This window comes from Pradoshia sp. TA40_28 (assembly GCF_059694525.1).
In genome coordinates, this window is record NZ_JCATZO010000001.1 from 1 (window position 1) to 26,336 (window position 26,336).

Annotated in this window: 25 protein-coding genes and 1 rRNA gene; 17 read left to right on the forward strand and 9 right to left on the reverse strand. The window is 37.1% G+C overall.

Annotated elements, in window-relative coordinates; translation table 11 throughout:
- From AC58NB_RS00005 to dnaA, 8 genes are all read right to left on the reverse strand, one after another.
- Positions 1 to 61: ribosomal RNA gene (locus AC58NB_RS00005) — 16S ribosomal RNA — on the reverse strand; the annotation flags it as partial.
- A 519-nt stretch (positions 62 to 580) separates the two neighbouring features.
- Complete coding sequence (gene gyrA, locus AC58NB_RS00010) at positions 581 to 3,115, reverse strand: DNA gyrase subunit A (protein ID WP_497424760.1); 2,535 nt, start codon at positions 3,113 to 3,115, stop codon at positions 581 to 583.
- Positions 3,116 to 3,253: 138 nt separating this feature from the next.
- Positions 3,254 to 5,176 carry a DNA topoisomerase (ATP-hydrolyzing) subunit B gene (gene gyrB, locus AC58NB_RS00015; RefSeq protein WP_497425138.1) on the reverse strand — a complete coding sequence of 641 codons (1,923 nt, stop codon included), beginning with the start codon at positions 5,174 to 5,176 and terminating at the stop codon, positions 3,254 to 3,256.
- A 57-nt stretch (positions 5,177 to 5,233) separates the two neighbouring features.
- Complete coding sequence (gene remB / locus AC58NB_RS00020) at positions 5,234 to 5,470, reverse strand: extracellular matrix regulator RemB (protein ID WP_497424761.1); 237 nt, start codon at positions 5,468 to 5,470, stop codon at positions 5,234 to 5,236.
- A gap of 10 nt (positions 5,471 to 5,480) precedes the next feature.
- Positions 5,481 to 6,599, reverse strand: coding sequence for a DNA replication/repair protein RecF (gene recF, locus AC58NB_RS00025; protein ID WP_497424762.1), 1,119 nt, complete (start codon positions 6,597 to 6,599; stop codon positions 5,481 to 5,483).
- A 17-nt stretch (positions 6,600 to 6,616) separates the two neighbouring features.
- Positions 6,617 to 6,832, reverse strand: coding sequence for a S4 domain-containing protein YaaA (yaaA, locus tag AC58NB_RS00030; protein ID WP_497424763.1), 216 nt, complete (start codon positions 6,830 to 6,832; stop codon positions 6,617 to 6,619).
- Positions 6,833 to 6,945: 113 nt separating this feature from the next.
- Entirely contained in the window at positions 6,946 to 8,079 is a 1,134-nt protein-coding gene (dnaN, locus tag AC58NB_RS00035; protein ID WP_497424764.1) for a DNA polymerase III subunit beta, read from the reverse strand.
- A 209-nt stretch (positions 8,080 to 8,288) separates the two neighbouring features.
- Positions 8,289 to 9,641 carry a chromosomal replication initiator protein DnaA gene (gene dnaA / locus AC58NB_RS00040; RefSeq protein ID WP_497424765.1) on the reverse strand — a complete coding sequence of 451 codons (1,353 nt, stop codon included), beginning with the start codon at positions 9,639 to 9,641 and terminating at the stop codon, positions 8,289 to 8,291.
- A 597-nt stretch (positions 9,642 to 10,238) separates the two neighbouring features.
- Here dnaA and rpmH point away from each other — a divergent pair.
- The 10 genes from rpmH (at position 10,239) to AC58NB_RS00090 (ending at position 19,603) form a co-directional block, all read left to right on the forward strand.
- The gene (gene rpmH, locus AC58NB_RS00045; RefSeq protein WP_066109727.1) at positions 10,239 to 10,373 is read left to right on the forward strand and encodes a 50S ribosomal protein L34; all 135 of its coding nucleotides are present in this window, start codon (positions 10,239 to 10,241) and stop codon (positions 10,371 to 10,373) included.
- Between the two features lie 203 nt (positions 10,374 to 10,576).
- Positions 10,577 to 10,921, forward strand: coding sequence for a ribonuclease P protein component (rnpA, locus tag AC58NB_RS00050; RefSeq protein WP_497424766.1), 345 nt, complete (start codon positions 10,577 to 10,579; stop codon positions 10,919 to 10,921).
- Between the two features lie 138 nt (positions 10,922 to 11,059).
- Positions 11,060 to 11,833: a YidC family membrane integrase SpoIIIJ gene (gene spoIIIJ, locus AC58NB_RS00055; RefSeq protein ID WP_497425139.1), complete on the forward strand. Its 774-nt coding sequence runs from the start codon at positions 11,060 to 11,062 to the stop codon at positions 11,831 to 11,833.
- Positions 11,830 to 12,447, forward strand: coding sequence for an RNA-binding cell elongation regulator Jag/EloR (gene jag, locus AC58NB_RS00060; protein ID WP_497424767.1), 618 nt, complete (start codon positions 11,830 to 11,832; stop codon positions 12,445 to 12,447). The genes spoIIIJ and jag overlap by 4 nt, the downstream gene beginning before the upstream one ends.
- Positions 12,448 to 12,797: 350 nt before the next feature.
- On the forward strand, positions 12,798 to 14,183 hold the full coding sequence (gene mnmE, locus AC58NB_RS00065; RefSeq protein WP_497424768.1) for a tRNA uridine-5-carboxymethylaminomethyl(34) synthesis GTPase MnmE: 1,386 nt from the start codon (positions 12,798 to 12,800) through the stop codon (positions 14,181 to 14,183).
- A gap of 12 nt (positions 14,184 to 14,195) precedes the next feature.
- Positions 14,196 to 16,085, forward strand: coding sequence for a tRNA uridine-5-carboxymethylaminomethyl(34) synthesis enzyme MnmG (mnmG, locus tag AC58NB_RS00070; RefSeq protein ID WP_497424769.1), 1,890 nt, complete (start codon positions 14,196 to 14,198; stop codon positions 16,083 to 16,085).
- 11 nt (positions 16,086 to 16,096) lie between these two features.
- Positions 16,097 to 16,813 carry a 16S rRNA (guanine(527)-N(7))-methyltransferase RsmG gene (rsmG, locus tag AC58NB_RS00075; RefSeq protein ID WP_497424770.1) on the forward strand — a complete coding sequence of 239 codons (717 nt, stop codon included), beginning with the start codon at positions 16,097 to 16,099 and terminating at the stop codon, positions 16,811 to 16,813.
- Between the two features lie 140 nt (positions 16,814 to 16,953).
- Positions 16,954 to 17,835 (forward strand): nucleoid occlusion protein, encoded by an 882-nt coding sequence (gene noc / locus AC58NB_RS00080; RefSeq protein WP_497424771.1) that lies wholly within the window; start codon positions 16,954 to 16,956, stop codon positions 17,833 to 17,835.
- A 171-nt stretch (positions 17,836 to 18,006) separates the two neighbouring features.
- Positions 18,007 to 18,768 carry a ParA family protein gene (locus AC58NB_RS00085; protein WP_497424772.1) on the forward strand — a complete coding sequence of 254 codons (762 nt, stop codon included), beginning with the start codon at positions 18,007 to 18,009 and terminating at the stop codon, positions 18,766 to 18,768.
- On the forward strand, positions 18,761 to 19,603 hold the full coding sequence (locus AC58NB_RS00090; protein WP_497424773.1) for a ParB/RepB/Spo0J family partition protein: 843 nt from the start codon (positions 18,761 to 18,763) through the stop codon (positions 19,601 to 19,603). The genes AC58NB_RS00085 and AC58NB_RS00090 overlap by 8 nt, the downstream gene beginning before the upstream one ends.
- Positions 19,604 to 19,634: 31 nt before the next feature.
- On the opposite strand, the gene yyaC is transcribed toward AC58NB_RS00090, so the two are convergent.
- A complete protein-coding gene (gene yyaC / locus AC58NB_RS00095) occupies positions 19,635 to 20,273 on the reverse strand; it encodes a spore protease YyaC (protein WP_497424774.1) in 639 nt (212 codons plus the stop codon).
- A gap of 532 nt (positions 20,274 to 20,805) precedes the next feature.
- Between yyaC and AC58NB_RS00100 the strand changes: the two genes are divergently transcribed.
- From AC58NB_RS00100 to rplI, 7 genes are all read left to right on the forward strand, one after another.
- Complete coding sequence (locus AC58NB_RS00100; RefSeq protein ID WP_497424775.1) at positions 20,806 to 21,003, forward strand: DUF951 domain-containing protein; 198 nt, start codon at positions 20,806 to 20,808, stop codon at positions 21,001 to 21,003.
- A 177-nt stretch (positions 21,004 to 21,180) separates the two neighbouring features.
- Positions 21,181 to 22,281 carry a redox-regulated ATPase YchF gene (gene ychF / locus AC58NB_RS00105; protein ID WP_497424776.1) on the forward strand — a complete coding sequence of 367 codons (1,101 nt, stop codon included), beginning with the start codon at positions 21,181 to 21,183 and terminating at the stop codon, positions 22,279 to 22,281.
- Positions 22,282 to 22,422: 141 nt separating this feature from the next.
- The gene (rpsF, locus tag AC58NB_RS00110; protein ID WP_497424777.1) at positions 22,423 to 22,716 is read left to right on the forward strand and encodes a 30S ribosomal protein S6; all 294 of its coding nucleotides are present in this window, start codon (positions 22,423 to 22,425) and stop codon (positions 22,714 to 22,716) included.
- Between the two features lie 61 nt (positions 22,717 to 22,777).
- On the forward strand, positions 22,778 to 23,284 hold the full coding sequence (gene ssb, locus AC58NB_RS00115) for a single-stranded DNA-binding protein (RefSeq protein ID WP_497424778.1): 507 nt from the start codon (positions 22,778 to 22,780) through the stop codon (positions 23,282 to 23,284).
- A gap of 50 nt (positions 23,285 to 23,334) precedes the next feature.
- Positions 23,335 to 23,577: a 30S ribosomal protein S18 gene (gene rpsR / locus AC58NB_RS00120; protein ID WP_066109691.1), complete on the forward strand. Its 243-nt coding sequence runs from the start codon at positions 23,335 to 23,337 to the stop codon at positions 23,575 to 23,577.
- A gap of 325 nt (positions 23,578 to 23,902) precedes the next feature.
- Entirely contained in the window at positions 23,903 to 25,876 is a 1,974-nt protein-coding gene (locus AC58NB_RS00125) for a DHH family phosphoesterase (RefSeq protein ID WP_497424779.1), read from the forward strand.
- Positions 25,873 to 26,319 carry a 50S ribosomal protein L9 gene (rplI, locus tag AC58NB_RS00130; protein WP_497424780.1) on the forward strand — a complete coding sequence of 149 codons (447 nt, stop codon included), beginning with the start codon at positions 25,873 to 25,875 and terminating at the stop codon, positions 26,317 to 26,319. Before AC58NB_RS00125 ends, rplI begins: the two co-directional genes overlap by 4 nt.
- The last annotated feature ends 17 nt before the right edge of the window (positions 26,320 to 26,336 follow it).

The following is a 26,336-nucleotide window of genomic DNA, read 5'->3' on the forward strand; positions in this document are numbered from 1 at the left end:
CTTGCATGTATTAGGCACGCCGCCAGCGTTCGTCCTGAGCCAGGATCAAACTCTCCATAAGATGTTTGATCTAGCTATTTTTTAAAGCAAATTGACGAGATTTTAAAAATCTCTTATTTTAGACTTGCTTGGCGTTTCGTTTTGTTTAGTTTTCAAAGAACAATCTGTTTTGTTGTCGTTTCGGCGACTTAACTATCATATCAAGTTAGCAACCTTTTGTCAACAACTTTTTTTAATTTGTTTTTTATCTTTCTTTGCTTCCCTGTGTTTCTCGGTCAGCTAAATTAGTATATCAACTTATAATCGAGAATGCAATACTTTTTTATAAAAAATATAAAACAAATATAAACAGGCTTATAACCAACTATGATTAGCGGCATTCTCTCAGTTACAGTTACTATAATCTACACATTTTTATAACTCATTCTCACACTTCCATAAACAGGCCAAGTTTTATGCCCCAATGCTAAATAAACAATAATTGACGCAAATAATCTATAAAAAAACAACACCTCTTTCTATATGAAAGAGGTGTTATCAGTAAAAAACCTATTTAATACAAACGTAATGTAGTAAGTTTTTATTCTTCATCTTCTTCAGTTGGTTCCTGTAAATCAATATCTGTACTTAGTTCTGATTCTTCTCCTGATAATTCCTGTTCGTCATCCTCAGGAGATTCTTCTTCTTTTTGTACTTTGGCCACTGTGGATACAAACTGATCATCACCTGCTTCAAGTCTGATCAATTTAACTCCCATTGTATTTCTTCCTAAACGGGAAATTTGACCTACATCCATACGGATGATAACACCAGCAGCTGTAATAACCATTAGATCTTCTTCACCTGTAACAGTTTTTACAGATACTAAAGAACCTGTTTTATCCGTTATATTACACGTCTTGATTCCTTTACCGCCACGGCTTTGAATTCTATATTCTTCTTCGCCGGTCCGCTTCCCATAACCATTGCGAGTAACAATTAATATATCATCGTTTTCTTCAAGTATATCCATACCGACTACTTCATCATTCTCGCTTAAGGTAATACCCTTAACCCCGGTTGCTGTACGTCCCATTGAACGGACATCAGTTTCTGGGAAACGAATCAATTGACCTTCTTTTGTTCCAATGATAATGTTTCGAGTTCCATCGGTTAGTTTAACGGAAATCAATTCATCGTTCTCACGTAAACCAACTGCAATCAATCCGTTATTTCTTATATTGGCAAATGAAGATAATGGAGAACGTTTGGATATCCCTTGTTTAGTTGTAAAGAATAAGAACCAATCATCCACAAATTCTTCAACCGGAATAATCGCATTAACCCACTCGTCTTTATCAATTTCGAGTAAGTTTATTATCGGAAGACCTTTAGCAGTCCGTCCATATTCAGGGATTTCGTACCCCTTCGAACGATATACTTTCCCTTTATTCGTGAAGAAAAGGATCGTATCATGCGTGGAAGTTGTAAGCAGGTGTTCAACGAAATCATCCTCATTGGTGCCCATTCCCTGAATACCACGTCCTCCACGACGCTGACTTCTATATGTTGAGGCTGGAAGACGCTTAATATATCCTTTATTTGTTAAAGAGATTACGATATTTTCTTGAGGAATTAAATCTTCATCCTCAATATGCTCCAAGCCGGTCAGAACAATTTCTGTTCTTCTCTCGTCATTAAAACGTTCTTTAATCTCAGATAACTCTTCACGAATTAAGTCTAGAAGCTTTTCTTCATCGGCAAGGATTGCTCTTAACTCACCAATCAATGTCATAAGCTCATTATATTCATTTTCGATTTTATCTCTTTCTAGACCTGTTAATCGTTGTAGACGCATATCAAGGATTGCCTGAGCTTGCTTTTCAGACAATTCGAATTTAGTCATTAATCCTTCTCGGGCAATATCAGTAGTTTGAGAACCACGGATTAAGGCTATAATTTCATCAATATGATCTAGGGCAATTCGTAGTCCTTCTAAAATATGCGCTCTTGCTTCTGCTTTTCGAAGTTCAAATTGCGTTCTTCTGCGAATAATTACCTTCTGATGTTCCAAATAGTAATAAAGCATTTGTTTTAGATTCAGAACCTTCGGCTGATCATCAACAAGAGAGAGCATGTTAATACCAAAGGTCGTTTGCATAGCTGTGTGCTTATACAAATTATTTAAAAGTACATTGGCATTTGTGTCTCTTCTTAATTCAATTACGATACGCATTCCATTACGGTCTGACTCATCTCGTAAGTCTGTAATACCTTCGATTTTCTTATCACGTACCAACTCTGCAATACGCTCAACCAACTTGGCTTTGTTCACTTGGTATGGAAGTTCCGTTACAATAATGACCTGTTTGCCGTTTGATTTCTCTTCAATAAACGATCTTGCTCTTAGCGTGATAGAACCACGGCCAGTTTCGTAAGCTTTGCGAATACCGCTTCTTCCTAAAATTTGACCAGCAGTTGGAAAATCTGGTCCAGGGATAATTTCCATCAATTCCTGTATGGTGATTTCAGGGTCTTTACTTAAAGCAAGCACCCCATCAATTACCTCTCCCAACTGATGTGGAGGGATATTCGTAGCCATACCAACTGCAATTCCGGAAGAACCATTTACAAGTAGGTTAGGAAAACGTGATGGAAGTACGACAGGTTCCTTTTCTGAACCATCATAATTGTCTCGGTAATCAATTGTATCTTTGTTTAAGTCTCTAACTAGTTCCATTGATATTTTAGACATACGGGCTTCTGTATAACGCATCGCCGCAGCTGAATCACCATCAACAGACCCAAAGTTACCATGTCCCTCAACCAGCATATATCTAAGGTTGAAATCCTGAGCCATACGAACCATCGTGTCATAGACTGCCGTATCACCATGAGGATGGTACTTACCGATAACTTCACCAACGATACGTGCTGATTTCTTAAATGCTTTATCGGATGTCATACCTAAATCATTCATAGCATACAAAACACGTCTATGAACAGGTTTCAACCCGTCACGAACATCTGGAAGTGCTCTGGCTACGATAACACTCATAGCATAATCCAAGAATGATGTTCTCATTTCATGACTTATATTTATTTCTTTTACTCTCGAGTTTTCCATTTCCGCCATGGAATTACCTCCTCTTATCCGCAAAATCCAGTTATACATGTAAAAAGACAGGATAGATGTTGTCTATCCTGCAGAGAAAATGTATGGATCGCTATTCCCCAAACTCATAACAATCCCATTAAAGCCTTACTGAAAAAATTATATATCCAGATTCTTAACATGCAGAGCATTGTCTTCAATGAAATTACGACGAGGTTCTACCTTGTCACCCATTAGCATTTCAAATGTTTCATCTGCATCAATTGCATCTTCCAGGGTAACCTGCAACAACGTTCTGTGTTCCGGATCCATTGTTGTATCCCATAGTTGGGTTGCATTCATTTCTCCCAAACCTTTATAACGCTGCAGACCAGGTTTTGGCTGGCTCGGAAGTTCCTTCATGATAGTTTCCAGCTCTCGGTCATTATAGGCATATTGTATACGTTTGCCTTGCTGTATTTTGTATAAAGGCGGCTGCGCAATATAAATATAACCATTTTCAATAATCGGTCGCATATAACGATAGAAGAACGTCAGCAATAAAGTTCTGATATGGGCACCATCGACATCGGCATCAGTCATGATGACAACTTTATGATATCGCGCCTTCGTAATATCAAAATCTTCGCCAATTCCTGTTCCTAAAGCCGTTACAATCATTCTGATCTCCTGATTGCCAAGAATTCTGTCCAGACGCGCTTTCTCTACATTCAATATTTTTCCGCGCAATGGCAAGATGGCTTGGAAGTGACGATCACGGCCGGATTTTGCCGATCCACCGGCAGAGTCACCCTCAACGATATAAATCTCGCTGATGGATGGATCTTTTGAAGAACAGTCAGCTAACTTCCCTGGTAAATTGGAAATTTCCAATGCACTCTTTCTTCTTGTCAGCTCTCTAGCCTTCTTAGCCGCCGCTCTCGCTCTGGCTGCCATTAAACCTTTATCAATAATTTTTCTTGCAACACTTGGATTTTCAAGCATAAATTTCTCCATTTTTTCAGAGAAAACGGAATCTGTGATTGTCCGTGCCTCAGAATTACCAAGTTTGGTTTTCGTTTGTCCTTCAAACTGTGGATTCGGATGTTTGATTGATACAATCGCCGTTAAGCCTTCACGGACATCTTCACCGGTTAAATTCAAATCATTTTCCTTGAAAATGCCATATTTCCTTGCATAATCATTGATTACACGTGTTAAGGCTGTTTTAAATCCAGATTCGTGTGTTCCACCTTCATAGGTATGAATGTTGTTGGCAAATGAATAAATATTACTTGTAAAACTATCATTGTATTGCAAAGCAATCTCGACAGAAATACCGTCTCTTGAGCCTTCAACAAAGATCGGCTCTTCATGAAGTACCTCTCTTGTGCGGTTGAGGTGTTCAACATAGGATTTAATGCCGCCTTCATAGTAATATTCATTTTCTTTTCCATCTTCACGTTCATCCTTAATCGTAATCTTAATGCCACGATTTAAGAAGGCTAATTCTCTTAACCTAACTGCGAGAATCTCATATTCATAAATAAGAGTTTCCGTAAAAATCTCACCATCTGGTTTAAACGTAATGGTTGTACCAGTACGATCGGACTCACCTAAGATCTCAAGCTCACCTTTTGGTACGCCTCTTTCAAATCGTTGAAGATGTATCTTTCCTTCACGCTCTACTTGAACAGACAATTCCGTTGAAAGGGCATTAACAACTGAAGCCCCTACACCATGAAGACCGCCTGAGACCTTGTAGCCTCCACCGCCAAATTTACCGCCGGCATGTAAGGTAGTCATAATAACCTCTACTGCAGGACGACCTACTTTTTCATGTATACCAACAGGAATACCACGCCCGTTATCCTTTACCGTAATACTGTTATCTTTATTGATGAATACATTGATTTCATCACAATATCCTGCCAAAGCTTCATCGATACTGTTATCAACAATTTCCCAGACCAAATGATGGAGTCCTCTGGAACTTGTGGAACCAATATACATACCGGGTCTTTTACGTACTGCTTCTAGCCCTTCAAGTATTTGTATCTGGTTTTCATCATAGGATTCTTTTTGTATTTCTTTTTGCTCCATTGTCAAACCATTTCACCTACACTTTTCATGCTTTTATTTCGTATCTTATCGGTTGTGTTACAACGTAGACATTTTTGCGGATTTTCTTTTCAAAGCAGTTGATCCAATTGGTGAGAGATAGATGTGATGTGTGGTAACCACAATTGATTTTGCATTACCTTCTGTCAGATCAATGACCTTATTTTCATCTAAAAATTTTTGCAAACCAGGTGAAGCAGTTAGCATCTTGGCATCAAGTACAGTAACTAGTTCACTGATTTTAATTACAGTATCGTTTCCGACATGAAGATACATCCTAACCACCTCATTTCACTCTGGACATTGCTCCGCTTTTCACTTGAAAGGTCGCAGCTTCTCTCAATGTTCGATGATCTATTCCGTCAACACTTGTGGTCGTAACAAATGTTTGTACCTTACCTTGAATGGTATTCAGCAAATGAGATTGTCTGTAGTCATCCAATTCAGACAGAACATCATCAAGTAAAAGAATTGGATATTCATTAATTTCCGAATGGATCAGTTCAATTTCAGCTAATTTCAAAGACAATGCCGTAGTTCTTTGCTGCCCTTGTGATCCAAACGTTTGAACATCATGTCCATTTACGAAAAATTGCAGGTCATCTCTGTGTGGACCAATTAAGGTTGTGCCACGTTCTTTTTCTCTTGAACCTATTTTATCAAATTTTTCCTGAAATCTTTCTACTATTTTCGACAAATCCATAGATTCTGATACCTCTATGGATGGTTTATATTGAATATCCAATACTTCAAGTCCTCTTGAAATACCATTATGGATAGGTTTTGCCCAACTTTTAAGCAATTCAAGAAACTCAAATCTCTTCAAAAGAATTCTTGCAGCATAATGAATGAATTGTTCGTTTAGAACAGCAAGCATGGCATCATCTGATTTTTTACTCAGTTGTACTTGTCTCAAAAATGCATTACGCTGATTTAGAATTTTTTGGTATTGGTTAATGTCATGTAAATAAACAGGTGATACTTGTCCTATCTCCATATCTATAAATCGTCTTCTGATTAAAGGGCTGCCCTTAACAAGGTTTAAATCCTCAGGAGCAAACATAATGACATTCATATTGCCAATATACTGGCTTAAACGCTTTTGCTCTATATGATTACTTTTGGCCTTTTTCCCCTTTTTGGAAATAGTCAGTTCCAAAGGAAGTGATCCTCTGGTTTTTAGCACTCTTCCCTCTATTCTAGCATATTCTTTATCCCACAGAATAAGATCTTTATCATTTGAGGTGCGGTGAGACTTAGCCATTGCCAATACATACATAGCTTCCATCACGTTTGTTTTTCCCTGAGCATTCTCCCCCAGTATAACGTTCACTTTATTTTCAAACTCTGCAGTCAGATTTTCATAGTTTCTGTAATGTTGAAGACTAATCTTTTCAAGATACATATCTCAGATCCTTTACTTTAATCCGTAATAATATAGGAACCGACGTCCGGGATTTCAATACGGTCTCCAACCCGGAGTTTTTTGCCTCTGCGAACATCCAGTTCACCATTCACATATACTTCATATTCTGAAAGAAACCATTTTGCACTTCCTCCAGTGTCGATGATACTCGCTAATTTTAAAAATTGTCCGAGGGTTATATACTCGGTTTGAATACGTATTGATTCCATCATAAAATCCCACCTGTAAAAGTCTCTAAAAGTTTATTTTACTAAATAATTTGGTTTTGCACAAAAAGAACCTGTTTCGATGCTTATCTACAAACAGGTTCTTTGGATCAATAAAATTAATATGTTCTTACAGGCAATATAAGCTGCAGCATGCTGTCATCTTCTACACCTTTAAGAACAAATGGTCTCATGGCCCCGGTAAAATTAATCGTCACTTCAGTTACATCCAATGCTTTTAAAGCATCCATCATATATTTCGCACTAAAGGAGATTTTTAATTCCTCACCTTCAATCATTTGAGTAACAATTTCTTCCGTAACCGTTCCAACTTCTGGTGTATGGGAGGAAATTTCAATATAAGAATCTTCAATCGTGGAAAGCTTAACAACATTATTTCGGCTTTCTCGTGCTAATAAAGATGCACGATCAATGGCATGGAGCAGTTCTTTAGTATTGATTTTAACATCTGTTTTACTCTCGTTTGGAATTAATCGAGAAGTGTCAGGGTAATTTCCTTCTAATAATCTTGAGAAGAACAATAAATTCTTTGATTTAAACAGAACTTGATTTTCTGTAAATATAATTTTGATTTCATCATCCGTATCATCAAGAATTTTGCTTAGTTCACTTAAGCTTTTTCCAGGAACTACTACACTATAGCTGTCACCATTTCCATTAATCACTGTTTTCCTCATAGCCAGTCGATGACTGTCTGTTGCAATACAGATAAGTTGCCCATCTTCAATACGCCAGTTTACACCTGTCAACACAGGGCGTGTTTCTGAGGTGGACACTGCAAAGATTGTTTGACGAATGATATTTTTTAACAAATCGATTGGCATGGAATACATATGCTGTTCTTCCATTTGAGGAAGCTGTGGATAATCTTCAGCGTTTAATCCATTTAGTTTATATTCAGCTTTTCCTGAACGAATAATTGTTTGTAAATGTGCATATACTTCCAAATCTACTGTGCTTTCAGGAAGTTTTTTTACGATATCAGCAAAGAAACGGGCTGGTAAAACAATAGATCCAGATTCTTTTACTTCAACTAATTCATTACCGTCTTCTTCTGCTGGAATGAAAGATTCAATTGAAATATCAGAATCACTTCCAGTTAAGGTGACTCCTTCTTCATTGGCTTTAATTTTTATTCCAGTAAGAATCGGTATAGTTGTTCGAGTTGAAACGGCTTTTAGAACATCCGTTACGCTTTGGACCAGACGGTCACGCTGAATCGTAATTTTCATATGAAATCCTCCCAGTAATGATGATTGATTTTAGATACATATTTATTAATTTATTTATAAAAATAAAAGAAGAAGTAATAGTAGGTCCTGTGGAAATGTGGATAACTATACTTTTTGACTGAAAAACAGTCTATCCACATGTGGACAGACTGTGAGTAATCTTGATAGAAACTTGATTGATTATCAACAGTTAATAACTTCTTTGTTGATTAGTGACTGTTCAGTTTTAAGGTAATTTCTTTAATATGATCCTGCATCTGAGGATCGCTTTGTAGTAGCTTAGATATTTTTTCATGAGCATGTATAACGGTTGTATGATCGCGTCCTCCAAACTCTTCGCCAATCTTCGGAAGAGAATAGTCTGTCATTTCTCTGGAGAGATACATAGCAATCTGTCTTGGAAAAGCAATCGATTTTGTCCGCTTTTTAGCTTTGAAGTCATCTAATTTTATATTAAAGTATTCTCCAACCACCTTCTGAATATCCGAAATAGAAATAATTTTTGGTTTCGAATTAGGAATAATATCTTTCAGAGCTTCAGCGGCTAAATCAGCGTTTATATCCTTATTTATTAAAGAAGAATAAGCTACAACCCGTATGAGTGCACCTTCGAGCTCACGAATATTTGAATCGATTTGATTTGCGATATAAATCATGACTTCATTTGAAATATCCAAACGTTCAGCCTTTGCTTTTTTTCGCAAAATCGCAATTCTTGTTTCTAGATCCGGAGGAGTAATATCTGTAATCAAACCCCATTCGAAACGAGATCGCAACCGGTCTTCAAGCGTTGGAATCTCCTTCGGAGGGCGGTCACTTGAGATTACGATTTGCTTACTTTCCTCATGAAGCGCATTAAATGTGTGGAAAAATTCCTCCTGAGTCGATTCTTTTCCAGCAAGGAATTGAATATCATCAATTAGCAGTACATCCACACTGCGATACTTATTTCGGAAATCTTCAGCTCGATTGTCCCTGATTGAGTTAATAAACTCATTTGTAAACTTCTCAGAAGACAAATAAACGACCTTAGCTGACGGGTTGTGCTCTAATACATAGTGGCCGATTGCATGCATTAAGTGCGTCTTGCCAAGCCCAACTCCACCATAAATAAATAATGGATTATATGCTTTAGCAGGAGCTTCAGCTACCGCCAAAGAAGCAGCATGGGCAAAACGGTTTCCGGACCCGATTACAAAAGTATCAAACGTATACTTTGGTATTAATAAGGTTGATGGAATATCATGTTGCTCTTCATCTGATCTTCTAACCCTTTTAGCAGGAGCCGGTAAATCGTATTCTTCTTCCGTTTGATTATGAGGAATAATGAACTTAACTTCCAATTGCTCACCTGTAATCTCGTATAATACCTCACCTATTACATCTGAATAACGTTCTTCCAGCCAATCGCGGGCAAATTCGTTTGGTGCCACTACAGTGAGTGTATCCTTTTTTAAGGAATGAGCTTTTGTTGATTTTAGCCAGGTTTCAAAGCTTGGCTTGCTTATTTTCTTTTCTAATATTGATAATGAGTGCTTCCATAGTTCATCTATATTTTTCACTCGTCGATCCTCCTTCAAAGACAGCCAAACCACCATAAACTCGAATTAAAACAATATAAAATAGGAAATGTATAAATATAAAAAACCATGCATAAGGAATATTATGGGGATTATAAGTTTTCGACAATATCCACTCCCTGTGGACAAAGTTATACGATACTGTGCAAAATCCTATCCACATGTTATTAACACTCTGTGGATAATTATTTCTGTGGATAAGTTATTAAGAATGAAAACAAAAAATATGATATCAAAAATTCGCAGGAGTTGCAACGTTTTTTGTTGTTTATCCACAAGAAGCAGTGAATGGGGATTAAAGTTTTCCACAAGAAGTTGATTTGTGCAAAACCTGTCGAAAAGGGGTGTGGATTGTTAAAATTGACTAAGTTAATTATCCACAACCTATCCATAGACGGCAAGTTTAATTTATAAAAAGGATTTGAGTTTATGTTCATGCGTTCGTCATTATGATGAAATGAATGAGAACTTTTAGGAGTGTATGTGGTGTTTCCAAAGTATGAGTTGACAATTTGGTATCCTCATCTATATAATTGTAAAGACTGTCTTTAACTGTAATCCTCAGGGAGGTGTACTAATATGAAAAGAACGTACCAACCAAATAAACGTAAACACAGCAAAGTTCATGGGTTCCGTGCCCGTATGAGCACTAAAAACGGACGTCGTGTTCTTGCAGCTCGTCGTCGTAAAGGAAGAAAAGTTTTATCTGCCTAGACCACTGACCATTCAGTGGTCTTTTTTTAAGTTTAAGGCGGTTTTGGATGGAAATAGATCCAAAGATAATAATGGATAGATGTAAATTGATGTATTAATAAGGTGAAAATTTGTTAATGATGTACAATGGAAATATAATGGGTGTAGGGAGAAGTTGAAACCCATTTAAAAGTTGAACGTATTTGTTAAGTGCAGGTGGATAAATGAACAAAGAGCGCAGGATAAAAAAGAATAAAGAATTCCAGGAAGTATTTAAAAAGGGGAAGTCTTTTGCAAACAGACAATTTGTTATTTACGTATTTAAAAAGAGGGAACAGGCAGAATTTCGCCTTGGCCTTTCAGTAAGTAAGAAGATTGGTAACGCAGTGACACGAAACCGTGTTAAACGCCATGTAAGACAAACTTTCTTAGAACTAGAAGATCGAATCATGAAGGGAAATGACTATATTATAGTGGCCAGAAAGCCAACTTCAGAAATGGATTTTCATGAATCGAAAGCAAGCCTTATTCATGTTTTAAAACGTGCAGGAGTTTTAAAAAAAATGTAAGCGTGGCTTTTTTGTCATAAAAAGCCTAAAAACATGATAGGCATGGACATCTAAAAGATGTTAAAATACATTCATTGCATATAAGAGGTTAAAACCTTTTAAGTAGTTAGGAGGAAATAAGGCTTGAAGAAGAAACATATGCTTCTCTTTGGTTCGGTTATTTTTCTCATCGCTGTGCTGTCTGGGTGTAGCGAGGTTAATCAGCCGATCACTTCAGAGAGTTCAGGTATTTGGAATCAATACTTTGTTTATCCGCTTTCCTGGCTGATAATCAAAATGGCTGAGTTATTAGGTAATAAATATGGAATATCAATTATTATAGTCACAGTATTGGTTAGATTATTGATTTTACCATTGATGATTAAACAAATTAAAAGTACAAAAGCGATGCAAGCTATTCAACCGGAAATGAATAGATTAAAAGAGAAATATAGCTCTAAAGATGCTGAAACTCAGCAAAAGCTGCAACAGGAAACAATGGCACTGTTCCAAAAACATGGTGTAAATCCTTTAGCGGGATGTTTACCAATTTTTGTTCAAATGCCGATTTTGATTGCGTTCTATCATGCGATCATGAGAACGACTGAAATAGCTAATCATAGTTTCCTTTGGTTTGATTTAGGAGACAAGGATCCTTACTTTATTCTTCCGCTAATTGCAGGAGCGACTACCTTTATACAACAAAAAATATCCATGGTTGGACAAGAAAACAATCCACAAATGCAAATGATGCTATATATTATGCCGATTATGATTATTGTATTCGCAATTAACTTCCCGGCAGCATTATCTTTATACTGGGTTGTTGGTAATATATTCTCCATTGCCCAAACTTACTTCATTAAAGGGCCTGATTTAAAGCAAGCAAAAGCTGATAAATCAACCGGAAATGCTGGAGGTAAGAAAAAGTGAAACAAGTAACCGCTACAGCCCAGTCAGTTAATCAAGCTGTTGAAACTGCTCTTAAAGAATTAAATACAACGAAAGATAAGATTGACATCCAAGTTGTTGATGAAGGTAAAAAAGGGTTTTTAGGCCTATTCGGCTCAAGACCAGCTATTGTGAAGGTGACGGTTAAGCCTGATCCTTTGGCAGAAGCAAAACAATTCATCGAGAGAGTAGCAGAGAAAATGGGTGCGCAGGTACATGTTCATTATAAGCAAGCAGGTAAAATGGTTACATTTGAGTTATCCGGCGAGAAAATTGCTATGTTGATTGGGAAAAGAGGACAAACCTTAAATTCCCTTCAATACCTGACCCAACTTGTAGCCAATAAAAACTCTACTCAATATTTAACAGTTATGCTGGATGCAGAGGATTATCGGAGCCGAAGAAATGAAGTTTTAGCCAATCTTGCAGAGAAAATGGCAAACAAAGCTATTTATACCAAAAAAGAAGTGGCCTTGGAGCCGATGCCATCCTTTGAAAGAAAAGTAATTCATGCGGCATTGATGAATAATAAAAAAGTCAAAACGTACTCTGCCGGATCCGAACCTAATCGCCATATTGTGATTGCTTCAAAATAAATAGAGTGATTAAAATCTCCGAATGCTTTCGGAGATTTTTTTTAATGGAGCGGTTTAGGCATGAATGGATTATCTGTTTTTTTGAACTTTTATAGAGGCAGGTGTATAGATAGTCGAACGTTGTGTTAAGAAAACGCCTTAGCATAAATCGATCAACCTGCAAATCTAACTGCTGGATTAGATATTGAGGTCAAGAAAAGGAAGAATGTGCTTAGATTCTTGTTATTCACATGTGGATAAGTTAAAATTATACGTACTGCATTTTAATGATTGTGGATAATAACGGCGGATACAAAATGTCGGCCGATTTATAATAGTACTGATGATTTTTTTTGAAAGGAGTATACTTCATGGATTTTGATACAATTGCTGCGATATCGACTCCAATGGGAGAGGGAGCGATTGGGATCGTTCGTATTAGTGGCAATGAAGCAATCAATATTGCCGATACGGTCTATCGCAGTCCAAAAGGAAAAAGATTGACTGAAGTCCCAAGCCATACGATCCATTATGGGAATATTATAGACCCTAAAACGAATTCCATAATAGAAGAAGTAATGGTGACCGTTCTAAAAGCTCCAAATACGTTCACACGTGAAGATATCGTTGAGATCAATTGCCACGGTGGCTTAGTTTCCGTGAATAGGGTACTTCAACTGATTTTAAGACAGGGAGCTACTTTAGCTGAACCTGGTGAGTTTACAAAACGGGCATTTCTAAATGGACGGATTGATTTATCTCAGGCAGAAGCGGTCATGGACTTAATCAGGGCCAAAACAGATAAAGCAATGAATGTAGCTTTAGGGCAAATAGAGGGTAAACTATCAAGATTAATAAAAAACCTGCGCCAGGATATTCTTGAAACATTGGCACAGGTCGAAGTGAATATAGATTATCCAGAATATGATGATGTAGAGGAAATGACCCATCACTTATTTAAAGAACGCTGTGAAAATGTCAGTGTAGAAATAGAAAAATTACTGCAAACCAGCCATCAAGGGAAAATTTTAAGAGAAGGTATTTCAACTGTTATTGTTGGAAGACCAAATGTAGGGAAATCTTCTTTATTAAATAGTTTGGTCCATGAAAATAAAGCGATTGTTACAGATATTCCAGGAACAACAAGGGATGTAATTGAAGAATATGTTAATGTAAGAGGAGTACCGCTGCGTTTAGTGGATACTGCCGGGATTCGTGAAACTGAAGATATTGTTGAACGTATCGGAGTGGAACGTTCCAGAGAAGTATTAAAAAAAGCTGATTTGATTTTACTGGTGTTAAACCATGCAGAAGAGTTTACTGAAGAAGATCAACGATTGTTTGAAGCGGTAGATGGAATGGATGTCATCGTGCTGATTAACAAAACGGATCTTCCTGGCAAACTAGATATAAATAAAGTAAAAGCTGTCGCAAAGAACTATTCGATTATTTTAACATCGTTAAAAGAAGATAAAGGCGTTGATGACTTAGAAGAAGCCATTTCTGGCCTTTTCTTTGAAGGAAATTTAAATTCCGGCGATGCGACATATGTATCTAACGCACGTCATATTGCCCTTTTGAATCAAGCTAAAGAGGCAATTGATGATGCACTGGCTGGCATTAACGAAGGTGTGCCAATTGACCTGGTTCAAATTGATTTAACAAAATCATGGGAACTATTAGGGGAAGTTATTGGAGAAAGTGTCCATGAAAGTTTAATCAATCAGTTGTTTTCGCAGTTTTGTCTTGGGAAATAAGGAGGTAAAACAATGGCATATCATGCTGGTGAATATGATGTAATAGTAATAGGGGCAGGACATGCAGGCTGTGAAGCAGGCCTGGCCGCAGCCAGACAAGGGGCTAAAACACTTGTATTAACAATTAATTTAGATATGGTTGCGTTCATGCCCTGCAATCCTTCAGTGGGAGGACCTGCAAAAGGGATTGTAGTCAGAGAGATTGATGCTTTGGGCGGTGAGATGGGTAAGAATATTGATAAGACCCATGTACAGATGAGAATGCTCAATACAGGTAAAGGACCGGCTGTTCGTGCGTTAAGAGCGCAGGCAGATAAGTTCGCTTACCAAAATGAAATGAAAAGAACCCTTGAAAACGAAAAAAACCTAACCTTAATGCAAGGAATGGTAGACCGTTTATTAATTGAGGACGGAGAATGTAAAGGCGTCATTACGCAGACAGGTGCCATTTATCATTCAAAAGCAGTTGTTATCACAACAGGTACTTTTTTACGTGGAGAAATTATTTTAGGAGAACTAAAATACTCCAGCGGTCCAAACAATCAGCAGCCATCCATCAAGCTTTCCGAGCACCTGGAAGAACTCGGTCTTGATTTAGTTCGTTTTAAAACAGGTACACCACCAAGGGTAAACGGTGATACAATTGACTATAATAAAACGGAAATACAGCCAGGCGATGATATACCAAGAGCCTTTTCTTACGAAACAACAGCCTATATCACAGACCAATTGCCATGCTGGCTTACGTATACGAATGAAGGAACACATACAATTATAGATAATAATCTACACCGATCTCCTATGTATTCAGGAATGATTAAGGGTACGGGACCGCGTTATTGCCCATCAATAGAAGATAAAGTGGTTCGTTTTAATGATAAGCCTAGACATCAAATCTTCCTTGAGCCTGAAGGCAGGAATACAAATGAAGTATATGTCCAAGGACTCTCTACAAGTTTGCCGGAAGACGTGCAAAAAGAAATACTTGCGACTATACCAGGACTCGAAAATGTACAAATGATGCGAGCTGGTTATGCAATTGAATATGATGCTATTGTACCGACACAATTATGGCCAACCTTAGAAACGAAGAAAATTAAAAATTTATATACAGCTGGGCAGATCAATGGTACTTCAGGTTATGAAGAAGCTGCCGGTCAGGGATTAATGGCAGGTATTAACGCGGGCCGAAGAGCTCTAAACGAAGAAGAGATCATTCTGAGCCGTTCGGACGCTTATATAGGGGTTCTGATCGATGACTTAGTAACGAAAGGAACAAATGAACCTTATAGACTGCTGACATCCCGCGCTGAGTATCGTTTATTGCTGAGACATGATAATGCTGACTTGAGATTAACAGAAATAGGCTATCGTATTGGGTTGATCAGTAGTGACCGTTATGAACGCTTCTTAACTAAAAAACAAGCGATTCAGAATGAAATCGAAAGGCTTGCTACTACTATTATTAAGCCGAATGAAACGACTCAATCCTATTTGAGAGAATGGAGTAGCAGTGAGCTGAAGGATGGAATACGCGGCAATGAACTGTTACGACGGACTGAATTGACATACAAACATATCAGCCAATTAATCCCGTCTGATAATGAAGTGCCAGACGATGTAGCTGAACAAGTCGAGATACAGGTTAAATATGAGGGATACATTGAAAAATCTATTCAGCAAGTTGAAAAGCTGAAAAAGATGGAAAATAAGAGAATCCCTGATTTCATTGATTATGATGCGATCACGGGCTTGGCTTCAGAAGCACGCCAGAAGTTGAAAGAGGTCCGTCCTTTATCAATGGCACAGGCATCTCGTATATCAGGAGTCAATCCAGCCGATATTTCTATATTGCTTGTTTATATTGAACAAGGTAAAATCGCAAAAATACCCCATAACTAAGAGGTAATTAAATGAATATATCTGAATTTAAATATGCATTGGAGGAGAAGGGGATTGCTCTTTCTCCCTCTCAGCTTGAGCAATTTGAAACTTATTTTAAATTGTTGGTAGAATGGAATGAAAAAGTTAACCTGACAGCTATTACAGATAAAGAAGAAGTTTATTTAAAACACTTCTATGATTCTATTTCGCCATCATTTTTTATCGATTTTAATCAAGATATTACTTTATGTGATGTTGGAGCAGGAGCAGGATTTCCTAGCATTCCGCTGAAAATATGCTTTCCATCTATAAAATTATCCATTGTAGATTCTCTGAATAAGCGAATTACTTTCCTAAAAACGTTAACAGATGAATTGGGTCTACAGGATGTAAGTCTATATCATGATCGCGCAGAGACTTTCGGGAAATTAGCAGAACACCGCGAAAAATACGACTTTGTAACAGCTAGAGCGGTTGCCAGATTATCCGTATTGAGTGAGCTATGCCTTCCTTTAGTAAAAAAAGGAGGAAAGTTCATCGCCTTAAAAGGGGCAGGTGCTGATGATGAAGTATTGGCAGGAAAAAAAGCCCTGACCATTTTAGGTGGTAAAATGAATAAAGACTTCTATTTCCAACTTCCTAAAGAAGATAGCAAACGTCATATTATTATGATTGATAAAGTAAAGGAAACACCAAAAAAATATCCACGTAAACCAGGGACACCGAATAAGCAGCCATTAGAATAAACTTTATTGAGACGGATATTCTAAAAGACGGTATAATAAAGATAGTCATTGCCAAATTATGAGACAGTTGGAATTCATATTAATATGATTTTTGCCAATATAATTAAGCTAGTTGGAAGTTTTTTAAAGGTGGTGTAGGGATGACAAAACATCCTTTTTCACGTTTTTTTGGACTTGGAGATAAAGAAGAAAATGTAGATAGAGAACCCGAAACTGAGGCTTTAAAAGAAGAAATAAACCACGATGAAATCCATAAATTACCAATCTCTTCCATCGTTCCAAATCGTTTTCAGCCAAGAAGCATTTTCGACGATGAAAAAATTGAAGAACTGGCTCTGACTATAGAGACACATGGCATTATTCAGCCGATTGTAGTCAGGGAGATTCATGATGGCCAATTTGAAATTATAGCGGGTGAACGCCGATACCGTGCTATAAGCAAATTAGGGTGGGAAAAAATACCTGCCATTATAAATAATCTTTCAGATACTGAAACAGCTTCCGTAGCTTTAATAGAGAACCTTCAACGTGAAGAATTATCACCTATTGAAGAAGCTGTAGCATACAGCAAGTTGATTGAACTGCATCAATTAACCCAGGAAGGTCTGGCAAACAGGCTTGGAATAGGACAATCTACGGTTGCTAATAAAATTAGGTTATTAAAATTGCCGAAGGTAGTTCAGGAAGCGGTCATGCAAAAGACCATTACAGAAAGACATGCACGTTCCTTAATTCCTCTGAAGGATCCCGAAAAACAGGCAAAGCTTGTTGAAGAAATCATCGGTAAAGGATTGAATGTGAAACAGACAGAAGAGCGAGTCAGCAAACTGCTCTCAGCAGATGAAGACAAAAAGCCTCGTGCGATTCGAAAAGCATTCAGTAAGGATATGCGAATAGCTGTTAATACAATCCGTCAATCAATGAGCATGGTTAAGGATAATGGAATTAATTTAGACTCAGAAGAAGCGGAGTATGATGATTTTTACCAAATCACGATTCGCATTCCGAAAAAAAAGAAATAATAGATTCATTTATTGATAAAATGGCAATCCAGTAGGTTGCCATTTTTTTTATAATCTTACAAGAATCGATATTTCTTTTATGATATTTTAAATTATATGAACTGTGAAAAAAAGAAACATGTTAAAATAGAAACGTTATAAGTCTGAATGTAAAGTGAGGCAGGTGACAACATGGGAAAAGTAATATCTATTGCAAACCAAAAAGGAGGAGTTGGTAAAACAACAACTTCCGTTAATTTGGGGGCCTGCTTGGCGTACATAGGAAAGAAAGTTTTGCTAGTCGATGTTGATCCGCAAGGAAATGCGACCAGCGGAGTAGGGATTGAGAAAGCTGATGTAGAACAATGCATTTATGATGTGCTTATCGATGATGTTGATGTTGCAGATGTTATTAAAGCAACAAAAGTTGAAAATTTAGATGTGATACCAGCTACTATTCAACTTGCAGGTGCTGAGATAGAATTGGTGCCTACAATATCCAGAGAAGTACGCCTGAAAAGAGCGTTAGAAGCAGTCACTGATCAGTATGATTATATTATTATTGATTGTCCTCCATCTTTAGGTTTATTGACTCTCAATTCCCTGACAGCATCTGATGCTGTACTTATACCTGTGCAATGTGAATACTACGCCCTTGAAGGCCTCAGTCAATTACTTAATACAGTTAGATTAGTTCAGAAGCACTTGAACCATGATTTAAAAATAGAGGGAGTATTATTAACGATGCTTGATGCCCGTACAAACCTGGGTATACAAGTCATAGAAGAGGTTAAGAAGTACTTCCAGGATAAAGTATATAAAACAATCATACCGCGTACTGTACGTTTAAGCGAAGCACCAAGTCATGGTGAACCGATTATTATTTATGATCCTAAGTCACGTGGAGCGGAAGTATATATAGATTTGGCAAAGGAAGTGGTTGCGAATGGGTAAAGGACTGGGAAAAGGCCTTGATGCCCTTATTGCTAATATGGAAGTCAGCAAAGAAGAAGTAGTACAAGAGATTTCAATTAAAAGTTTGCGGCCAAATCCATACCAACCAAGAAAATCATTCCAACCTGAAGCCATTGAGGAGTTGAAAAATTCCATTATACAGCACGGAATTCTTCAGCCTCTTATTGTACGAAAGAGCATTATAAAAGGCTATGAAATCGTTGCAGGAGAAAGGCGCTTTCGCGCAGCTAAAGAAGCAAAATTAAAATCAGTACCTGCTGTAGTTCGTGAATTCGATGACCGACAGATGATGGAACTGGCTTTACTGGAAAATCTGCAAAGGGAAGATTTAAATCCAGTGGAGGAGGGTGCTGCTTATCAGTCCTTGCTGAGAAATCTTGATATCACACAAGAAGAATTAGCAAGGAGAATGGGAAAAAGCCGTCCGCATATAGCCAATCATATTCGTTTATTATCATTGCCTGTACAGGTTCAGGATTATATCTCTCAAGGTAAATTATCAATGGGACACGGAAGAGCCTTGCTGGGTTTAAAAGAAAAAAAGGAAATTAAGCCTTTAGCAGATAAGGTTATAAAGGATAACCTCAATGTTAGGCAATTAGAGGGGATTATTCAAAATCTAAATGAGAGTGTTCCACGTGAAACAAAACGAGTACCTTCCAAGGATCTATTTATCCAAGAAAGGGAAAATCTATTAAGAGAACGGTTCGGAACATCTGTAACTATTAAACAGAATAAAAAGAGAGGGAAAATAGAAATAGAATTTTTCTCTCAGGAAGATTTAGAAAGACTTCTGGAAATTTTAGATAAATAAAAAACCATTTTTAATGGTTTTTTATTTATAACTATAGATTTTTATCGGGTATCTTTTCTTCTTCAAAGCTCCAGTTAAAGGTAGTAGTTAAGGGATTGGCATGATTATAGGCCAATCCAGCTAAATAGATTCCTTTTGTAATTGCTTTAGCCATTTTTAAAACTAAATTTAAACGAGTGTTCTGTAGAACAAAGTACTCCATAAATCCACTAACGTTTACAATTCCCGTAATATGAGCTTCTCCAACATCAGGTAATTCTTTATTTACACCGGCACCAGGCTTTACGGGACCTTTACCAATCTGGATGATTCCTACACTTTTAACTCTACCAAGACAAGCATCTATTCCAATAATAAATGGATCTTCATGTGTACGGTGAATGTAATCAAGTTTTTCCTTTAAATTAACAGCATGGATTGGATCTTCTAATGTACCATATATATAAAAGTTGGCCAGAGTTTTTTCACTTAATAATGTTCCAATTAAAGGACCGAGTGAATCGCCAGTTGAACGGTCAGTGCCGATACAAACAATGACAACAGGACGAATTTGTTGAGAAGGGAGGATTGTTAGTAATTCTCTAGAAATAACATGGTGGGCATTCTCTTCCTCATAAGATATTCGATTTGTTGGATTGCGTTGTTCAAAAAAAGAAGGCCTCATGTTCATAATTACCACTCCTCTGCAAAAGTACTATCAGTATACGGAAAAAAAGGGGTTTTTATACACCTAACTTTAAGGTTAATCGCATCATGACAATTCCAATGTCCATTTTAACCTGGAAGGGATATAATAAATTCTTCTTTACTACACACCAAAGTATTTGATTAAACTATATTTAAAAAAGAGATAACATCTCTTTTATTATGTTGATTTATCATCTGTATACCCAACAGATAGGATTAAGGAAACATTGTGAATGATTATGTAAATAGGTATATTTGAGTATTTATATACCTATTATGAGTGAATATATTATATTTAAATAATTTGCCCATCTGTATGTTTTAAAAAACAAATACTTGTCTCTTAATAAGGTACTATGGAAGTTTCTGCAGAACTACATCTCAATAGACGCATGAACGGAAAGGTAAAAAAGTGGGGTTTATTTGGTTGTTGGTTTTAATTGGAGGTCTGGCCATATGCTGATATAATTCATTGGTATAATGGGTAAAGTTTAGATATTGGAGGATTAAAAACTATGGATGATAAGGATTTTGGATTAAATGATATAGTTGAAATGAAAAAACCTCATCCATGTGGTGTTAACCGCTGGAAGATTATTAGACTAGGCATGGATGTCCGGATAAAATGTGAGGGATGCGGCCACAGTGTCATGTTGCCTCGTAAAGACTTCGTACGGAAGATGAAAAAGGTAGTGGAAAAGCACGAAGCATAACTTCCATAAGCTTATTACGCAGCACGTGTGCTATTATATAAAGGGTCAAGGAAGTACTGAATTGAATAAGAGCGGCTTGTCTTTTAGGGGACTTGTCACTATAATTGGTAAAGGTTTATCACAATATAGTTTATTGATATATACATTTAATATGTTTTCACATAAGGAGTGAATGATGTGGCATTAACAGCTGGAATTGTAGGATTGCCTAACGTAGGAAAGTCTACTCTCTTTAATGCAATAACACAGGCTGGCGCAGAATCCGCCAACTATCCATTTTGTACAATCGATCCCAATGTAGGGATTGTTGAGGTACCGGATCATAGATTACAAAAGCTGACTGAGCTTGTAGTACCTAAAAAAACAGTACCGACTGCTTTTGAATTTACAGATATTGCAGGTATTGTTAAAGGGGCAAGCAAAGGAGAAGGGTTAGGAAATAAATTCCTCTCTCATATCCGACAGGTAGATGCGATTTGTCATGTAGTGAGATGTTTTGCAGATGAAAATATTACCCATGTTGCAGGTAAGGTAGATCCAATTGATGATATTGAAACCATTAATCTGGAATTAATCCTTGCAGATATGGAAACTGTTGAGAAACGGATTGACCGTGTTGGTAAATTAGCCAAACAAAAAGATAAAGAAGCTGTTGTTGAGTATGAGGTTCTTTCCTTACTGAAAGAAGCATTTGAAGCTGAAAAACCAGCAAGGGCACTAGAATTCACTGATGAACAGCTGAAAATAGTAAAAGGACTACATCTTCTTACTATCAAACCAGTTTTATATGTTGCTAATGTTGATGAAGATGAAGTGGCGGATGCTTCAAATAATGAATACGTAAAACAAGTACGTGAATTTGCAGCCACAGAAAATGCTCAAGTGATCGTAATCTGTGCCAAAATTGAATCTGAAATTGCAGAGCTTGATGGAGAGGAAAAAGCAATGTTCCTTGAAGAGCTTGGTATAGAAGAGTCTGGATTGGATCAGTTGATTCGCGCTTCCTATCAATTGCTTGGACTGGCCACATATTTTACGGCAGGTGTACAAGAAGTACGTGCTTGGACTTTCCGAAAAGGAATGAAGGCTCCACAGTGTGCTGGAATTATTCACTCTGACTTTGAACGTGGATTTATTCGTGCAGAAATTGTTTCCTATGATGATCTTATGGCAGCAGGTTCAATGAATGCCGCTAAAGAAGCAGGTAAAGTTAGACTAGAAGGTAAAGAATATGAAGTGAAAGATGGAGATATTATCCACTTCCGTTTCAATGTATAAAATAAGAGGACTGGTTATCAAAACCAGTCCTTTTCCCGTTATTGCAAATATAGCACTTATATGATATACTTTTAACTTGTGAGTAATTGTAAATAATTGCTCCTTGCCCAATAGGGCCGTTTAGACCAAAAGGAGGTGACAGTGATGACAAAATACGAAATTATGTATATCATCCGTCCAAACATTGAGGAAGATAGCAAAAAAGCTTTAATCGAGCGTTTTAACGGAGTTTTAGCTGACAAAGGTGCTGAAGTTCTTGAAACAAAAGAATGGGGCAAACGCCGTCTTGCTTATGAAATCAATGATTTCCGTGATGGATATTACATGATCAACAAAATCCAAGCTGAAAATGCTGAGGCTGTTCAAGAATTTGACCGTCTTGCTAAAATCAGCGAAGATATCATCCGTCATATTGTAGTTAAAGAAGAAGAGTAATAAAGACTGAACATAAATTGTTTCACATGGAACAATTTTCTAATATTAGGAGTTGATTCTGTTGATAAACCGTGTCATTTTGGTAGGTCGTTTAACGAAGGATCCTGATCTCCGCTATACTCCGAATGGTGTTCCTGTTGCAACCTTCACATTAGCAGTGAATCGTCCATTTTCAAATCAACAAGGTGAACGGGAAACAGACTTTATTAACTGTGTTGTTTGGCGCCGTCAGGCAGAAAACGCAGCTAATTTTCTGAAGAAGGGTAATCTTGCTGGAGTGGATGGACGTATTCAAACTCGTAATTATGAAGGTCAGGATGGAAAACGTGTATATGTAACAGAAGTGTTGGCAGAAAGCGTACAATTCTTAGAACCAAAAGGTGCATCTTCTGGTGACAGAAGCGGCGGAAGCCAATATGGTGGTAATGATACTAATCCATTTGGCCAGGGGAATAGCAACCAAAACCAGAATCAACGGAAGGATAGTAATTATACGAAAATAGATGATGATCCATTCAGCAGCAATGGACAAACCATCGACATTTCGGATGATGACCTTCCATTCTAACATTGATAATTTGAACGGACATATATATATAATGAAAAGGAGTGATTAATATGGCAGGCGGACGCAGAGGCGGACGTGCAAAACGCCGTAAAGTTTGTTATTTCACAGCAAACGGCATTACGCACATCGACTATAAAGATGTAGATCTTCTTAAAAAGTTTATCTCTGAGCGTGGAAAAATTCTTCCACGTCGTGTAACTGGAACAAGCGCTAAGTACCAACGTAGATTGACTATCGCAATCAAACGTGCTCGTACTATGGCTCTTTTACCATTCGTAGCAGAGGAAAAATAAGATATAATAAACAAAACGGAAAGGAGTATCCTTTCCGTTTTTTTAATTGCATGAAGGATCTTTGAGGATTGAAATGACATTTTATTGGAATATTATTCTTATATATTAAATACTGTAAATTGAGTGTCTTGTTTTTTAGATATCATTTTATTTATACTTAATAATAGTCTTTATTTTTATTTTTAGTTTTAAACAGATACAATGAAGGGTATTAATTCTTCGCTACGTGAAGGTAATTTATTACCATGTTGGTCATAATGAAGTTTTATCAAGTATAATGATAAGTAATACATAAATTGATCCACTTTGTTTAGGAGCTGAATCTATGCCATCTTATTTAAACAGGCAAGTGATCCGTTATCCCATCTATGCTTTATTAGGTGTATCTTTACTAATTATCGGAGTTCTTGCTTATTATAATTGGATATTTGCGATAGTAGCTTCTTTGCTTTTTGGCTTATTTTTCTTTCTAATATTAAAAATCGAATTTGGGATACAAAGAGAAACGGAAATCTATATTTCTACTCTCTCCTATCGATTAAAAAAAGTAGGGGAAGAAGCTCTTCTAGAAATGCCAATAGGTATTTTGCTTTTCAATGAGGATCATGTAATTGAATGGGCTAATCCCTATATGGCAAGATGCCTTCAGGAGGACACACTGGTTGGTAAGGATCTATCAGAGGTTGCCGAGCCATTAATACCTTTGGTAAAAAGAGAAGAAAGCGAAGATATTGTAGCTATTTATAATCGTAAATTTCGAATCGTTCATAAACCGGAGGAGAGATTATTATATTTCTTTGACGTTACGGAACAAACAGAAATTGAAAAAATGTATGAAGAAGAACGGACTGTTATCGGGATTATCTACTTGGATAATTATGATGATGTAACACAAGGAATGGATGACCAACGTAAAAGTAGCTTAAATAGTTTTGTAACCTCTTTGTTAAATAATTGGGCTAAAGACTATGGAGTATTTTTAAAGAGAATTTCTTCTGATCGCTTTATTGCTATTTTTAGTGAAAGCATCTTGGATCAGTTAGAAAAAACGAAATTCTCTATATTAGATGATGTACGGGAAACGACAGCTAAACAAAATGTACCATTAACACTAAGTATAGGAGTGGGCAGTGGAGTATCTGCATTACCTGATCTTGGCAGCATCGCTCAATCAAGCTTGGATTTGGCCTTGGGAAGAGGTGGCGACCAGGTTGCTATAAAACTCCCGAATGGGAAGGTCAAATTCTATGGCGGCAAAACGAACCCTATGGAAAAACGAACCAGAGTGCGTGCGCGGGTTATCTCACATGCATTGCGTGATTTAATTGCTGATAGTGATAAAGTGATTATCATGGGGCATAAGTTCCCGGATATGGATGCTATCGGGTCTTCGCTAGGAATATTGAAAATTGCTGAAATGAATAATCGCGAGGGATATATTATTCTTGATAGAAATGAACTCGATTCCAGCGTCAAGCGGCTTCTTTCTGAAGTGAAGCAAAAGCCTGAATTGGATTCTAGATTCATTTCACCTGAAAGTGGCGTTGAGTTAGTAACCGATAAAACATTACTTGTTGTCGTGGATACACATAAACCAAGCATGGTTATTGAAGAAAGACTGGTTTCCCGCACAGAAAAAATAGTTGTAATTGATCACCATAGACGCGGTGAGGAGTTTATTGATAACTCTCTCCTTGTTTATATGGAGCCATATGCATCATCAACAGCTGAATTAGTAACAGAGCTAATTGAATATCAGCCTAAGCGTGTGAAAGTTGGTATGTTGGAAGCGACGGCTTTGCTGGCGGGCATCATAGTAGATACAAAATCTTTTACCTTTAGAACAGGTTCCAGAACGTTTGATGCAGCTTCATTTTTAAGAGGGCATGGTGCAGACACAATCTTGGTGCAAAATCTTCTTAGAGAAGATGTAGATACTTACTTGAAACGTGCTAAGCTGATAGAGGATGTGTATTTCTATCATGAAGGTATTGCGATTGCTCATGGTGAAATCAATGACTATGCCGATCAGGTTTTAATTGCCCAAGCTGCTGATACATTGTTGTCAATGGATGGAGTAATCGCATCATTCGTTATATCAAGGAAATCAGAAACAAGTATTGGAATCAGTGCAAGGTCTCTTGGCGAATTAAATGTTCAGGTCATTATGGAACGCTTAGGAGGCGGAGGACACTTAACCAATGCGGCAACGCAGCTGGATGAAATATCAATGGAACAAGCAGAAGAACTGCTGAAAAATGCTATTGATGAGCTATATGAAGGAGGCATAAATACATGAAAGTAATATTTTTGAAAGATGTCAAAGGAAAAGGCAAAAAAGGTGAAATTAAAAATGTAGCAGATGGGTATGCGCATAATTTCCTTTTGAAACAGGGCTTAGCAGTAGAAGCAACTGGAAGTAACATGAAAGCATTAGAGAATCAGAAGAATAAAGAAGTACAACTGGCAACTGAAGAATTGGAAAATGCAAAAAAATTAAAAGAGCAATTAGAAAAGCTTACAATTGAATTGAAAGCAAAAACTGGTGAGGGCGGCCGAATATTTGGCTCCATTACCAGCAAACAGATTGCTGATGAGTTGCAAAAACAACATAAACATAAAATTGACAAACGTAAGATTGAATTAGAAGATGCCATTCGCTCTCTGGGACATACTAAGGTTCCAGTTAAGCTGCACCCTGAGGTAACTGCTACTTTAAATGTTCATGTGAAAGAACAATAAAACAAAATATTTTCCCA

Excerpts from the sequence above, each read along its gene's own strand:
- rnpA (WP_497424766.1), top strand. The coding sequence starts at position 10,577 with ATGAACAAAGAGCGCAGGATAAAAAAGAATAAAGAATTCCAGGAAGTA.
- AC58NB_RS00085 (WP_497424772.1), top strand. The coding sequence starts at position 18,007 with ATGGGAAAAGTAATATCTATTGCAAACCAAAAAGGAGGAGTTGGTAAA.
- rplI (WP_497424780.1), top strand. The coding sequence starts at position 25,873 with ATGAAAGTAATATTTTTGAAAGATGTCAAAGGAAAAGGCAAAAAAGGT.
- recF (WP_497424762.1), bottom strand. The coding sequence starts at position 6,599 with ATGTATCTTGAAAAGATTAGTCTTCAACATTACAGAAACTATGAAAAT.
- AC58NB_RS00125 (WP_497424779.1), top strand. The coding sequence starts at position 23,903 with ATGCCATCTTATTTAAACAGGCAAGTGATCCGTTATCCCATCTATGCT.
- AC58NB_RS00090 (WP_497424773.1), top strand. The coding sequence starts at position 18,761 with ATGGGTAAAGGACTGGGAAAAGGCCTTGATGCCCTTATTGCTAATATG.
- dnaN (WP_497424764.1), bottom strand. The coding sequence starts at position 8,079 with ATGAAAATTACGATTCAGCGTGACCGTCTGGTCCAAAGCGTAACGGAT.
- remB (WP_497424761.1), bottom strand. The coding sequence starts at position 5,470 with ATGTATCTTCATGTCGGAAACGATACTGTAATTAAAATCAGTGAACTA.
- rsmG (WP_497424770.1), top strand. The coding sequence starts at position 16,097 with ATGAATATATCTGAATTTAAATATGCATTGGAGGAGAAGGGGATTGCT.
- rpmH (WP_066109727.1), top strand. The coding sequence starts at position 10,239 with ATGAAAAGAACGTACCAACCAAATAAACGTAAACACAGCAAAGTTCAT.
- yaaA (WP_497424763.1), bottom strand. The coding sequence starts at position 6,832 with ATGATGGAATCAATACGTATTCAAACCGAGTATATAACCCTCGGACAA.
- noc (WP_497424771.1), top strand. The coding sequence starts at position 16,954 with ATGACAAAACATCCTTTTTCACGTTTTTTTGGACTTGGAGATAAAGAA.
- mnmE (WP_497424768.1), top strand. The coding sequence starts at position 12,798 with ATGGATTTTGATACAATTGCTGCGATATCGACTCCAATGGGAGAGGGA.
- spoIIIJ (WP_497425139.1), top strand. The coding sequence starts at position 11,060 with ATGCTTCTCTTTGGTTCGGTTATTTTTCTCATCGCTGTGCTGTCTGGG.
- gyrB (WP_497425138.1), bottom strand. The coding sequence starts at position 5,176 with ATGGAGCAAAAAGAAATACAAAAAGAATCCTATGATGAAAACCAGATA.
- gyrA (WP_497424760.1), bottom strand. The coding sequence starts at position 3,115 with ATGGCGGAAATGGAAAACTCGAGAGTAAAAGAAATAAATATAAGTCAT.
- mnmG (WP_497424769.1), top strand. The coding sequence starts at position 14,196 with ATGGCATATCATGCTGGTGAATATGATGTAATAGTAATAGGGGCAGGA.
- AC58NB_RS00100 (WP_497424775.1), top strand. The coding sequence starts at position 20,806 with ATGGATGATAAGGATTTTGGATTAAATGATATAGTTGAAATGAAAAAA.
- yyaC (WP_497424774.1), bottom strand. The coding sequence starts at position 20,273 with ATGAACATGAGGCCTTCTTTTTTTGAACAACGCAATCCAACAAATCGA.
- rpsR (WP_066109691.1), top strand. The coding sequence starts at position 23,335 with ATGGCAGGCGGACGCAGAGGCGGACGTGCAAAACGCCGTAAAGTTTGT.